Annotated in this window: 10 protein-coding genes and 1 riboswitch; of the genes, 1 reads left to right on the top strand and 9 read right to left on the bottom strand. The window is 33.7% G+C overall.

Annotated features, from left to right (window positions below; all coding sequences use genetic code 11):
- Positions 1-7: 7 nt before the first annotated feature.
- From DMB68_RS11930 to DMB68_RS11890, 9 genes are all read right to left on the bottom strand, one after another.
- Positions 8-418, bottom strand: coding sequence for an RrF2 family transcriptional regulator (locus tag DMB68_RS11930; protein WP_110346882.1), 411 nt, complete (start codon positions 416-418; stop codon positions 8-10).
- Positions 419-653: 235 nt separating this feature from the next.
- A complete protein-coding gene (locus DMB68_RS11925; protein WP_110346881.1) occupies positions 654-1,172 on the bottom strand; it encodes an alpha/beta hydrolase in 519 nt (172 codons plus the stop codon).
- Positions 1,173-1,253: 81 nt separating this feature from the next.
- Positions 1,254-2,426 carry a trans-sulfuration enzyme family protein gene (locus tag DMB68_RS11920; protein ID WP_110346880.1) on the bottom strand — a complete coding sequence of 391 codons (1,173 nt, stop codon included), beginning with the start codon at positions 2,424-2,426 and terminating at the stop codon, positions 1,254-1,256.
- A gap of 117 nt (positions 2,427-2,543) precedes the next feature.
- On the bottom strand, positions 2,544-2,984 hold the full coding sequence (locus DMB68_RS11915) for an OsmC family protein (protein ID WP_110346879.1): 441 nt from the start codon (positions 2,982-2,984) through the stop codon (positions 2,544-2,546).
- 56 nt (positions 2,985-3,040) lie between these two features.
- Positions 3,041-5,455 carry a bifunctional aspartate kinase/homoserine dehydrogenase I gene (thrA, locus tag DMB68_RS11910; RefSeq protein WP_110346878.1) on the bottom strand — a complete coding sequence of 805 codons (2,415 nt, stop codon included), beginning with the start codon at positions 5,453-5,455 and terminating at the stop codon, positions 3,041-3,043.
- 22 nt (positions 5,456-5,477) lie between these two features.
- Positions 5,478-6,440 carry an alpha/beta fold hydrolase gene (locus DMB68_RS11905; RefSeq protein ID WP_231131647.1) on the bottom strand — a complete coding sequence of 321 codons (963 nt, stop codon included), beginning with the start codon at positions 6,438-6,440 and terminating at the stop codon, positions 5,478-5,480.
- A gap of 78 nt (positions 6,441-6,518) precedes the next feature.
- A riboswitch (SAM riboswitch) is annotated at positions 6,519-6,626 on the bottom strand.
- 187 nt (positions 6,627-6,813) lie between these two features.
- Positions 6,814-7,020: a hypothetical protein gene (locus tag DMB68_RS11900; RefSeq protein ID WP_110346876.1), complete on the bottom strand. Its 207-nt coding sequence runs from the start codon at positions 7,018-7,020 to the stop codon at positions 6,814-6,816.
- Positions 7,021-7,723: 703 nt separating this feature from the next.
- On the bottom strand, positions 7,724-9,031 hold the full coding sequence (locus DMB68_RS11895; protein ID WP_110346875.1) for an O-acetylhomoserine aminocarboxypropyltransferase/cysteine synthase family protein: 1,308 nt from the start codon (positions 9,029-9,031) through the stop codon (positions 7,724-7,726).
- Between the two features lie 544 nt (positions 9,032-9,575).
- Complete coding sequence (locus tag DMB68_RS11890) at positions 9,576-12,422, bottom strand: TonB-dependent receptor plug domain-containing protein (RefSeq protein ID WP_110346874.1); 2,847 nt, start codon at positions 12,420-12,422, stop codon at positions 9,576-9,578.
- A gap of 516 nt (positions 12,423-12,938) precedes the next feature.
- Between DMB68_RS11890 and metK the strand changes: the two genes are divergently transcribed.
- Complete coding sequence (metK, locus tag DMB68_RS11880; protein WP_110346872.1) at positions 12,939-14,189, top strand: methionine adenosyltransferase; 1,251 nt, start codon at positions 12,939-12,941, stop codon at positions 14,187-14,189.
- Positions 14,190-14,193 lie beyond the last annotated feature (4 nt).

Raw genomic sequence — 14,193 nt, 5'->3', positions numbered from 1 at the left:
AATTTAACTAAAAAGCTATATCAGCCAGAGAATTACTTTCCAGTATTTTAAGTGTATTATCACGAACTTCTGTCATTAAACGTCTTGCTGCACAGGTTGTTTCATCATCACAATCATCGCATTTTTCGTAAAAATTATGACTGGCACAAGGCAACAACGCGATAGGGCCTTCAAGAATACGATAAACTTTCGCCATGCTGATATCTTTGGGTTCTTTGATCAGATAATAGCCTCCGCCTTTTCCTTTTTTAGCACCCAGAAAACCTGAATTCCTTAGTAGCAATAAAATACTTTCCAGAAATTTAATCGAAATATGTTCACTTTTCGCAATTTCAGCAATTTGTACAGGCTCATTGTTTTCACGTCTGGCCAAATAAGTTAAAGCTTTGATTCCGTATTTTGTTTTCTTTGAAAGCATTTTTAAATTTTAGATTGTAGTTTAGTTTGGAAGATATCAATGAATTAAACAAACAGCTTCCTAATATTCGGCAGCAAAAATAAGCTTTTTGAACGAGATTACTAACAGAACAAAAGTTAATTCTACCAAATTAGTATAGTTTTATCAATCTTCTTCCTGAACTACAATTAAATTGAATTTATAGCTCGTTTTTGATTTTCACTATTAACAAAAATATACTTTTTGGACAAAAAAATTACAAAAAATTATTACAAATGATAAAAGCGTTCTCTTTTTGTAAATAGAATTGATGTCCTTGATTTTCAAAAAAATGACTGGATATATTTAAATCTGAAAACCACTCCGTATTTGGCACATTTACATCTTTCTGTCCAAAATACAAATTGATTTTACAATTTGGTACCTCAGTTTCAAAACGCAATCTCGTAGATGAAACAGCTATTAAGTGCGAAACTTTCAAACCTTTTAGAGCCGCTTTCCATGCAATAAATCCTCCAATACTAAAACCTAAAACTAAAGTTTCTTCTTTTTCAATTTTCAATAAATTCTTAACCGCTTTTTCAATTCCTCCATTTAGAAATTGATTGTGAAGATCTGATTCGATAATACATTCTAAGCTAATATTCGCCAATTCACGAACATCATAATACTGAATATCAAATTTAGATTGTAATTCATCAATATAATACTGTATCCAATCCGGATTTTCTCCTCCAAACAAATCTGATAAAATGAGTAATTTAGGTTTTACCATAATTTAGAAACAAAAACTCATAATACATAAAAGGGCTATTGATAATCAAATAGCCCTTTAAATTTTTATAAAAATATCTTCTTAAGAAAGCGCCTGTTCTAAATCGGCGATTACATCTTTTACGGTTTCCAAACCTACAGAAACACGTACTAAACCTTCCGTAATTCCAACCGCTAATTTTTCTTCAACAGACAATTTACTGTGTGTTGTTGATGCCGGATGCGTTACAATCGTTTTAACGTCTCCGATATTAGCTGAAAGTGAGCACAATTGAATTTTATCCAAAAATTTACGCCCTGCTTCAATTCCTCCTTTAATTTCGAATGCAATAATGTTACCACCTAAAAGCATTTGTTTTTTGGCGATTTCATACTTTGGATGTGATTTTAAGAACGGATATTTCACACTGTTTACATTTGGATGGCTTTCCAAAAACTCAGCAACTTTTAAAGCATTTTCGCAATGTCTGTCTACACGAACAGCCAAAGTCTCTAAACTTTTAGACAAAACCCAAGCATTAAATGGTGACATTGCCGGACCAGTATTTCTTGAAAACAAATATATTTTACGAATCAATTCAGCATCACCAACGGCAACACCTCCTAAAACACGACCCTGACCATCCATTAATTTTGTAGCAGAATGCACTACTATATGTGCTCCGTATTTAATTGGCTGCTGAATGTATGGTGTTGCAAAACAGTTATCAATAATCAAAATCAGATTGTGCTTTTTGGCTATTTGTCCTAACAATTCCAAATCAATCACATCTACACCAGGATTTGTAGGTGTTTCAGCGTATAAAATTTTAGTATTTGGCTTAATAAAACCTTCTATAGTTTCCGGTTTGTTGATATCAAAATAGGTCGTTTCTATATTCCATTTTGGAAAATAAGTCATAAACAACGCATGTGTTGATCCAAAAACACTTCCGGCAGAAACAATATGATCACCTGAATCTAATAAAGCAGCAAAAGTCGAATATATAGCTGCCATTCCCGTTGCAAAAGCGTATCCAGCCTCAGCTCCTTCCATTGCGCAAACTTTATCCACAAACTCAGTTGTATTCGGGTTGCTGAAACGGGAGTAAATATTACGTACTTTTTCTTCTGTAAAAGACGCTCTCATATCCTCTGCATCTTCAAATACAAAACTTGATGATAAATACAAAGGAGTTGAATGTTCCTGATATTGTGATTTTTCTAAATGTGTTCTGATGGCTTGTGTTTCAAAACCAAATTCTTGTTCGTTCATTTTGTTTTTTGTTTAAAAAAAATTATTTCGCAGAGATTCACAAAAGTGAACACAGAGTTTCGCAAAATACCTTGCATTATTAATAGCCAATCAAAAAATATCTGATTTTCTAATTGACTAATTTTCTAATTTATTTAATTCTACTCCGTTCAAAATTACTTTATAATGTATCGTTGCAGTTGGCTCTACTGTTTTAGAAACTGAACAGTATTTTTCGAATGATAATTGTGCTGCTTTCGCTGCTTTGTCTTCTTTTATGTTTCCTTCCAAAGAAAAAACTACATAAATATCTTTAAATGGTTTGGCTTCTCCTACCTGTACACGCTCGCCTTCAACCTCAGCTTTAAAAGAAGTAATTTCCTGGCGTTGTTTTTTTAAAATCGAAATCATGTCAATTCCACTGCAGCCTGCTACTCCCATCAACACTAATTCCATAGGACTTGGTCCCATATCATTACCTCCGAATTCCGGTCTGGCATCTACATTTACTATGTGTCCACGTTCATTTTTTAATTGAAAATGGAAGTTTTCATTTACTCTGTCTAATGTTATTTTCATTGTGTTGTTGTTTTTTGTTTTTTCTGCTTGAATTGAATCTGAATCTAAAAAATCAATTACCCTTTATCAGATAATCTCAAAATATCCCCAAAAACTCCTCTTGCGGTAACCGCTGAACCTGCTCCCGCTCCCTGAATTACGATTGGTCTGTCTCCGTAAGATTCTGTGTAAATTTCGAAGAAAGAATCAGAGCCTTTTAGTCCGCCAAGAGCTGTATCTGATGCAACTGAAACTAATTTTACTTCCAGATTTCCTTTGTCATTCTGCAAATCTCCAGACAATTCACCAATATATCTTAAAACGTGATTTGGTTTTTGGTCGGCCTTTATTTTGTCGTAAATCGGATCGAATTCTTTTAATTTCGTTAAGAAATCTGAAACATTCCCTTCTCGTAAATGTTCCGGGATTAAATTCTGAATTGAAATTTCTTCAAATTCATTCTGTAAATCTAATTCTCTTGCCAAAATCAATAATTTTCTTCCCACATCATTTCCGCATAAATCCTCACGCGGATCTGGTTCCGTATAACCATTATCAATTGCTTCTTGTAAAATTTCACTAAAAGGAACATCTTTTGCAGAGAAATTATTGAACAAATAACTTAAGGTTCCTGAGAAAACTCCTTTTATTTTAGTGATATTTTCACCAGAAAGATGCAGTAACTTTATCGTATCAATTAATGGCAAACCTGCACCAACATTGGTTTCGTATAAATAATTCTTTTGATTTTCAGCCAGAACTTTTCTTAATTCTTTATAAAAACCATAGCTAAGCGTATTGGCCACTTTATTCGAAGAAATCAAATCGAAACTGCTTTCTGCAAGCTTGATATAATTTTCTACAAATGCAGCACTTGCCGTATTGTCAATCGCAATTAAGTTTTCTAAATGATATTTGTCTGCGTAGTCAATAATATCCTGAATCGTGTAATCAAGCCCTTTGTTCTGAATTTCATTTTTCCAGTCAGAAGTCACACCGTTTTTGTTTAATACCAGCTTTTTAGAATTCGCAATTGCAAAAACATTCAGTTTAATATCCTTACGTTTTTCGATAGCATCAGCAGACTCTAAAATTTGATTGATCAAAGTTCCGCCAACTAGTCCATGTCCAAAAATTGCAATATTGATTTTTTTGGAAACTCCGAAAATCTCACCATGAATTACATTTAACGCTTTATTCAGCTCCGATTTTTTAACCACCAAACTCACGTTTTTACCCGTAACCGTGTTGTTAAATAATATCGGAACAATTTTATTTTTGATTAAAGCAGTGTATGGTTTATGGAAAGTACTCAAATCCTGTCCAATAATCGAAATAACCGAAACATTATCCGTTACTGTAATCTGGTTTACGTCTTTCGAATAAAAGTCATTTTCGAATTCTTTCTCCAATTCAACCATTGCCGTTGTCGCTTTATCAGTAGCAACCACAAGTCCAATTCCTCTTTCTGAAGAACCCTGCGAAATAATACTTACACTAATATTATGATCACCCATTACTTTGAATATTCGGGCATCAACTCCTGCTTTTCCAAGCAATCCACGACCTTCAAGATTCAAAAGCGAAACATTTTCAAGAACCGAAAGCGTTTTTATTCCTTCTTTTGCAGTATCAGAAGTGATTAAAGTTCCGCGGTTTTCATGATTGAACGTATTTAAAATTCGAAGCGGAATATTTTTTTCTAATAAAGGAATAATCGTTTTGGCGTGTAAAATAGTAGCACCAAAATTCGCTAATTCATTTGCTTCATTGAAGGACAAATATTCTATTTTTTTAGCATCCGCAACTAAATCCGGATTTGCGGTATAAATTCCGTCAACGTGTGTAAAGTTTTGTAATTCTTCTGCATTTAAATAATTAGCAATTAAAGAAGCGGTATAATTACTGCCGTTTCTTCCTAATGTTGTAGTATCATTGTTGTTGTTTGAACCAATGAAACCAGTTATGATATTAACCGTTGAACCATTATGCTCTTTGAAATAATTGACAACGTTTTTCTTAGAAAGCTGTTCCAAAGGCTGAGCATCACCAAATTTAGAATCTGTTTTCAGCAATTCTCTTGAATCAGTGAAATTAGCAGGAATCCCTTTTTCGATTAAAATAGCAGTCAATAATTTCGCAGAAAGCAATTCGCCTTTAGATAAAATCTGATCTTTAATTTTATTGCTGTAATCACCAATCAGGCTTACCCCTTCGTAAAGTTTATCCAGAATCGTAAACTCTTCAGACAAATCAACCTGAGGATAATCTGAAACCTGATAGGTTTTGAAATTTTCCAATAATCGTTTGTAATCGCCGTTTTTAGCTGCAATTTTTAAAATATATTCTAATTCATCTGTAGCATTTCCTCTTGCCGAAACTACTACAGCAATTTTTTCGCCCTGATTTACTTTCTCGGCGATAATAGAGACCACTTTGTTTAGTCCTTCTCCGTTTGATAATGATTTACCTCCAAATTTTAATATTTTCATTTTATCTTTTTATTATTTTCTGCTAAAAAATAGCAGCTAGTAAATTATCTAATTGTTTGTACTCGATTAAAAAAGCGTCATGTCCGTGTACCGAATTTATTTCGCTGTAAAAAACATTGTCCTTGAACTTTTTTAATTCCTGAAACGTTTCCTGATTTTCTTTTGGTGTAAAAAACAAATCTGAATCGATTGCGATAATATGGATATCGGCTTTAGTTTTTAGCATTAAAGTTTTAAAATCTTCCCCGTTTCTGGTAATATCTATTGTTTTGAGCAACTGGTTCATCAATTTATAAGATGCCAATTGATATCTCTTTTGTAATTTATTTCCATGATGCGCCAGCCAGCTTTCTATATTAAAAATCAAAAGATCCTGATTAATAGTGCGCTGAAATTTTTCTTTGAATGATTCCGGCGAACGGTAGCATAACATGGCGTGAATCCTGGCATCTTCAATTGGTTTTGATGAGTTGTTCAGGATTTGTTCCTGTAAAAAACAATTGGCAATCATCCAGTCAGTCGATTTCCAGTCGGTTGCAATAGGAATTAAATGTTGTGTGATGTTTGGTGCCAATGCCAGCATTTCCCAGGCAATTCCTCCGCCTACCGAACCTCCGATAATAGCATAAAGCTGTTCAATTTTTAAAGTTTCTATTCCATTCAAAAAGATACGGGCAACATCCCTGGTGGTAAAATCCTGATAATTTTCGATACTAAAAGAATCGTTTCCGTTACCCGGAACATTAAATGCTAAAACGGAATATTTATTGGTGTCAATTGTTTTTCCCTCACCAATCAAATCATTCCACCAGCCATTTTCGCCTGTAACCTGAGCATTTCCTGTTAATGCATGATTAACCAAAATAATTGGGGCACTGTGCAATGGTAAACCAAAAAGTGCAAAACTTAAGGGTATTGAATTATATAAGGCACCACTTTCGGTAGTGAAATTTTGTAATATGATAGGGTTTGGTATACTTTCCAATTTCAAATCTTTATATTTTTTGATTTGTATTATGGAAATATTAGAAAGAAAGTCTAGAACGAAACTAGAAAAACTCTTTTGTTATCTTTCCACGTTGGGCGTGGTAGAATGCAGCACCTTCTTCGCTTTACCGAAGGGTTGCTAAGGATTCATCGGGTCTAATCCCTCGTCCTTTCTTTATAACATTTCAATACGTTTCTGAACTTAACGGTGCAAATTAACTACTATTTTCTTAAACAAACAAATTTATCTGAAGAGAATCTTTTGTTTATTAATTATATCACAAACAAAAACTATTGTACGCAAAAAATTACCGAACAAAATTGCCCAGTAAAATTAAGCAGGTAATTACCTATTTGAAAAACTTTTTGATTTAAATAAAAAGTGTTTCATTTTCTTTAGAATACATCAAAAACAATAAAGAGTCAGGATTTTTCTTTTCAGTTTTAATATTCGTTTCTGTTTCTGTAATCCCGAACCTTGGATGTATCAATTCATTTTTTGGCGGCGGGTTATTTCTTTTAGCCCTGATGTTTTTCAATGTAGAAAATGTTTTTGTCAAGTAGTTTAAAGTGCTCATAATATTCAGTTTAGTTTGTTTATTTATATCTAATTTGTTTATTTATATCTAATTTTTTCTCTCGTTTTATTTAAGTCCTTTAAAACAAAAAACCCTTTTGGATTCAAATACCAAAAGGGTTTAAGTTGTTTTAACTTACTATACTTTTGGAATCAACAGACGCATACGCCAATAGCTGCGACATTGAACATCTTGTTCATCTGTAGGGACTTGTTCATCTGTGATTTATTTGTTATTTTAAAAAATTCTAGCATTTTGTCGTATAATTAAAAAAGCCTCTCAAAATATTTTGGGAGGCTTTGCTATAATGATATTGTTCTTACAATTTTTAAGCAATAGACACCCCAACGGTTTCTTTCGAAATGGCGCAAAACATTTTATAGGAATTAAACATATCTTTCGTAGTTTTTGGGTTTAACAAATATGCGAAGTTTTTTTTAATTTACCAAATATAAACGCACAAAATCAATAAAAAAACAATAATTTAACTTTAAAAACATCTTACAAAAATTACAGCGTTTGAAATAAAGGTTAAAACTTACTAATTCTCCTCAATATTTAGCTCTTCATAAATCAGTTTTTCAAAGAACATATTACAAATCAATCACTTGAATTATTTTTAATCCAAATTTGATTCAAAAAAAAATCACCTTTAGTAAATCCAATTACTAAAGGCAATTTTCTAACAAAAAACAAAAAAACCTTAATTTTTATTAAATACCGTGTTGTGCGATTTTGAAACACTGCTAAAAACTGTTCTCAAATCTTCAATTAAATCTTCAATATCTTCAATCCCTACAGATAGACGAATTAAATCTTTTGAAACACCTGTTTCAAGCTGCTCCTCATCAGTTAATTGCTGATGCGTTGTACTGGCAGGATGAATAATAAGTGATTTGGTATCTCCAATATTTGCTAAAAGTGAGAATAACTTCGTTTCATCAACAACTTGTTTGGCTGCTTCGTAACCTCCCTGTAAACCAAAAGTAATAACCCCGCTTTGACCTTCTGGCAGATATTCCTGAGCTAAATCATAATATTTATTTGATTTCAATCCCGGATAATTTACCCAAACCACCTGGTCTTGTTTCTCTAACCATTCAGCTAAAGCCAACGCATTTTCGCTGTGCTTTTTAATGCGGATTGGCAAGGTTTCCAATCCCTGAATAATCTGAAAAGCATTAAATGGACTCAATGCTGCCCCAAAATCACGCAAGCCTTCAATTCTTGCTTTTGCGATAAAGGCTGCATTTCCAAGCGCTTCATAATAAATCAAACCGTGATACCCCAGAGAAGGTTCTGTAAATTCAGGAAATTTTCCGTTAGACCAGTCAAAAGTTCCGGCATCAATAATAACACCACCTAATGAAGTTCCGTTTCCTGAAAGGTATTTAGTCAGTGAATGAATTACAATGTTTGCCCCATGTTCGATTGGATTCAACAAATAAGGAGTTGCTACAGTATTATCTACAATAAATGGTACTTTAAAGTTTTTGGCTTCCGCTGAAATCGCTTTTAAATCCAGCACATCTAATTTCGGATTCCCAAGTGATTCTACAAAAAAGGCTCTGGTATTTTCTTTTGCCGCTTTTGTAAAGTTTTCTGCTTTTGAAGGATCTACAAAAGTGGTTGTAATTCCTAAACGAGGCAAAGTCACTTTTAATAAATTATAGGTACCTCCATATAAACTATTAGACGCGACAATATGATCTCCGGCTTTTAGCAAAGTCAATAAAGTTGTAGAAATTGCTGCTGCTCCTGAAGCTGTTACAACTGCTGCAATTCCGCCTTCAAGCGAAGCAAGCCTTTGTTCTAATACATCATTAGTCGGGTTGTTTAATCTTGTGTAAATAAATCCGGCTTCGACCAAACCAAATAAATTGGCGGCATGATCTGAATTATTAAAAACATACGATGACGATTGATAAATTGGTACTGCTCTCGTTCCACCGTTTTTAGTTACATCGTGTCCTGCGTGTAGTGCGTTTGTTGCAAATTTTTGTGCGCTCATGATTTCTTAATTTTTAAATATTATTAATATCGTTATTGAATTGATTTTTTGAATTGTTTCTTTTAAATAAAAAGGTTTCCATTTTCAGCGGAATACATATGGGTAAGCAATGAGTTTGTCTCTTCAGAATATAATTTACCTTTTTGCAAACTGAAGTTTGTTTTTTGATTTTGAATTATTCCAAAGATATTTTTCGGGTTAATTGACTTTAAGATTTTATATATGGTTTTCATGATTTTAATTTTAATTAATGAAATAAAAAAAGCCCTTTCGGATGGCTACCAAAAGGGCTATAGTCAGGAACTATAACAAAAGATTTATCTTTACTTTCGGCAGCAGCAATTTGGGATGCACATCGGCATCTTACAACATATCATCATTTTATTTGCTACTGTTTTCATTTCTTTAAAATTTGTATTTTTATATTCTATTAATTCTATAGAGTAAATATATAATGTATTTTTCAAACTACCAAATCAAAAAACAACATTTAACATAAGTTTTTTATTTATGGATTTCTAATGTCTTGTTTTTTATCTTTTTATTAAAATTTAAAACTCAAACGCGCAAAACCAAATCGACCGTTTAATCCAAATTGTGAGACTGCTCTGGAATAAGCAAACTGATTTGCATTACTCAAATCTGTACTTGGAGCAGGAGATAAAGTTGGAGTTGTATTGGTAAATGCCGGAGTTGCAGGATTATTTCTGTCTGGATAAACATCCCCTATATTATTAACTCCAAGTGTCAGTCTAAATTTTTCATTAACCTGATATCCAAAAGATAGATCAGTTACTATTTTTGCACTGTATTCAGGATGTTCATACACTGAAGAAAACCCATCTAAATTTACGTCGGTTGCTCCCGGATCTGTAACACTTCCAAAATAAGTGTTTCTTAAATAAATATCCAGTTTCTTAATATTGAAGGTTGTCAATAAATTGGCTTTTAGTTTAGGAATCGCTTCTTCTAAATAAATTCGGCTTGACTCCGGAAAAAATGAATATATATAAGGATCTCCACCAGCGTCAACAATAGATTGAGGAACATTCAAACCACCTACTCTTTTTGTTTCATTATAACTTAAAGCAAAGTCATTTGTAATCGTGAAATCAGGGATAACATTGTATTTTTGAGAAATCACCAAATCTATCCCTTTTGTTTCTGAGTTAATTCCGTTTGTCCAGAACGAAGCTCTTTCTACCCCTTTCAAATCAAACGCTTCCTGAAACAATGTCAATGCTTCTGCTTGTCCCGGAGATGTTGCAGCTGCTATCTGCGCATCTGTTGGCCTTGCATATTGTCCGGTTAAAACTATTCTGTCATTGATTCTTGTAAAATAAGCGTCTGTTGCAATGGTTATGTTGGCATCCGGAATTTTAAATGTAAATCCTGTACTAATACTTTTAGAAGTTTCCGGCTTTAAGCTTTCTACACCAATACTTTTTGCCGCCTGAGAATCATTTGTAAAATACCCAACCTGAAATGGCTGACCATTAATAAACTGAGTAGAACTTGCTTCAAAATATTTTTGCTGCAACGATGGCGCTCTAAAACCCGTTTGCCCGGAAATTCGCCAATTAATATTATCGTTTAATTTTAAAAGAGAAGCCAGCTTGAAAGTAACTGTATTACCAAAATCAGAATAATTTTCATAACGTGCAGCCCCGTTTAAAAGCCAGTTTTCGGTAGGATTTAATTCTAAATCTATGTAAGCAGCAACACTTTTTCGATCTTTTTCTTTAGCATCTGAAGGCTGAAATCCTGAGAATCCCTGCGCTCCGGCACCACGTTTGTTTCCAAAAAAGTCTGTTACAATTAATGGTGAATTGCCAGGTAAAACCCCTGAGACTAAATCTCCATTTGTATCATACAAACCATAAGAAGCTTCTTCACCTTCTTTAATCTGGTAGTTTTCATATCTGAATTCTCCTCCAAAGGCGACATTCAATCCAGCAAGAACATCATATTTTCTACTAAAATCCAAATTGGTCGTACTTTGTAAAAAAGATACTTTTCCGGCATCAAAGCTAGATGGAGTGTTTACTCCTAAAGTGGCATTGATTGTATTATTAACATCATATTGAAAAGAATTTGTTCCGAGGTTTGAACTGATATCGGTATCAAAACCAAACAATTCTGTTGTAAGACCCAGTGCGGCAGAAGCATCTAAAATCTTGGATTCAATTTCAGGTAAAAATCCGTTTTCATACACTTGTGTGAAAGTTCCGGAACCATTTGGAAGCCTGTTAAAAGCATAAGATTGACCGTTTCTATATGATAGCCCTCCAAAAGAATATAGAGCTGTAGTTTCTGTTAAAGGATATTTGGCATTATAATATACCTGTCCGGAAGCCAATTCTGACTGACCTACACTCATATTATAGTTACGTCTTTCCTGACCTCTATAGGCTAATTCATTATTAGTTACATCAAAATTCAATGCTGTCTGCAATTGTGTGATTGTTGTTGCAGATGCAATAGCATTTTGCTGTGCAGGTGTAAAATAACTTACTTGTGGCGCATACTGTTGCAACGAACTAATAATTTGTGCCGAATTTGGAGTGTTATTGATATTACTAAATAGTGAATTTATTTGAACCCCATTTTGCGCTGCTCTGTTTTCAACAGCATTGTATGCGTTAAAAATACCGTTACTTCTAATTCCTGCCCTGCTTGTTGCCTGTCTTGTTAAAGCACTACCGGTGACATTTAAAAAACTTCCTTCTTTACCCAAAGAAGTTCCGTAATTCAAATCTACCTGTAGTGTTTCTCCATCGGCTCCACCTTTAAAATTATTTGAGCCGGAAGATAAATTAGCTCCGTATTGAATGTTTCCTGAAATATAATTTGCATTCTTTTTTAATACAATATTGATAACTCCCGCAATTGCATCAGAACCGTATTGCGCTGCTGCACCATCTCTTAAAACTTCGATTCTTTCGATAGCAAAAGACGGAATTGCATTTAAATCCGTACCAACAGATCCTCTTCCAGGTGATCCGTTTATGTTTACCAAAGCACTTGTATGTCTGCGTTTACCATTTACTAAAATTAAAACCTGATCAGGTCCTAAGCCTCTTAATTGTGCCGGATCGACGTGATCTGTAGCATCAGCAGTAGAAGTTGCATTACTGGTAAAAGATGGCGCAACGTAATTTAAAATTTGGGTGATATTGGTTTGAGGGGCTCCTTTTGTTATTTCAGAGATATTAAAAACATCAACCGGAACCGGCACATCTGTTTTTACCCGGTTTTTACTTCTGGATCCTACAATGGTAACTTCTGATAATTCATTATTCTTTAGAGTATCTTGCTCAGTTTTATTTTCCTGAGCATAAATACCTGAAAATGTCAAAAAACTTAAAACGATTATTACATTTTTTTTCATTGCTTTTTCTGATTAATTAATGTTTTGGCTTAAAAAGGATTCAATTTTTTTGGATAAAAAAAAACCTCTGCGGTCTGCAGAGGTTCTATGTTATGTGTTGAAAATTAACTACAATAGCGTCTCTGCGGAAGGCTCCGGCATCATACAAGACATATTGCAAACTGTTAATTTCATTTTTTTCTGTTATTTGATAGTGCAAATGTGCGAACAATTTTTAAATCAGCCAAATAAAAAGCAAATTAATTTCTATTACCCTATCAAAATAGTATATTATGTTAAATTTTTCTTTATAAAAATAAAAAAGCTGAAGTTTAATTTGCAAATCAAAATGGTTTTGTACTTTTGCACCCGAATACAGAGGAAAAATTTGAACTGATTGCAACCTCTTCATAATGAAATGATTCATTATGAATGCTGAAAAATTGATTTCGGCAGTAAAAAATGCTAAAGCAGAAACTCTTCTTTAGCCATTTTCAGCAATTATTTTCTCGCTTAATTTTAATTTAATACATTATTATGGCTTATTTATTTACGTCAGAATCTGTGAGTGAAGGACATCCGGATAAAGTTGCAGATCAAATTTCGGATGCATTAATTGACAACTTTTTGGCATTTGATGCTGACTCAAAAGTAGCATGTGAAACTTTAGTTACAACTGGTCAGGTAATTTTGGCCGGAGAAGTAAAATCAAATACGTATCTTGATGTACAAAATATTGCACGTGAGGTAATCCGTAAAATAGGTTATACTAAAAGTGAATATATGTTTGAAGCGAATTCTTGTGGAATTTTATCAGCAATTCACGAACAATCTGCAGATATTAACCAAGGTGTTGACAGAGCTAAACCAGAAGAACAAGGAGCAGGTGACCAGGGAATGATGTTTGGTTACGCAACTAACGAAACTGACAACTACATGCCTTTGGCTCTTGATTTATCTCATAAATTATTGCAGGAGTTAGCGATTTTAAGACGTGAAAACAAAGAAATCACGTATTTACGTCCGGATGCAAAATCTCAGGTTACTTTAGAATACAGTGATGATAACAAACCAACTCGTATTGATGCGATTGTAATCTCGACTCAACACGATGATTTTGATGAAGAAGCTACGATGCTGGCTAAAATCAAAAAAGACATTGTTGAGATTTTGATTCCACGAATTATCGCTAAAAATCCAGCTCACGCTCATTTATTCAACGATAAAATCAACTACCATATCAACCCAACAGGAAAATTCGTAATTGGAGGGCCTCATGGAGATACTGGTTTAACAGGAAGAAAAATTATTGTTGATACTTACGGTGGAAAAGGTGCTCACGGTGGTGGTGCATTCTCTGGTAAAGATCCAAGTAAAGTAGACAGAAGTGCTGCTTATGCAACGCGTCATATCGCTAAAAACTTAGTTGCTGCAGGTGTTGCGGACGAAATTTTAGTTCAGGTTTCTTACGCAATTGGAGTTGCTGAGCCAATGGGGATTTTTATTGAAACTTACGGAACTTCAAAAGTAAACTTAACTAACGGTGAAATCGCTAAAAAAGTAGAAGCTATTTTTGATATGCGTCCTTACTTTATTGAGCAAAGATTAAAATTAAGAAACCCAATCTACAGTGAAACTGCTGCTTACGGACACATGGGACGTAAACCGGAAACTGTAACTAAAACTTTTTCTGCTCCCGGAGGAAACGAAAAAACAGTTACTGTAGAGTTGTTTACATGGGAAAAACTTGATTTTGTTGATCAGGTAAAAACTGCATTTGGACTATAATTCA

The organism is Flavobacterium hydrophilum, assembly GCF_003202405.1.
Classification (GTDB): Bacteria; Bacteroidota; Bacteroidia; order Flavobacteriales; family Flavobacteriaceae; genus Flavobacterium; species Flavobacterium hydrophilum.
Note: the sequence above shows the minus strand (reverse complement) of the source record. Positions and strands in the feature narration are given on the sequence as shown.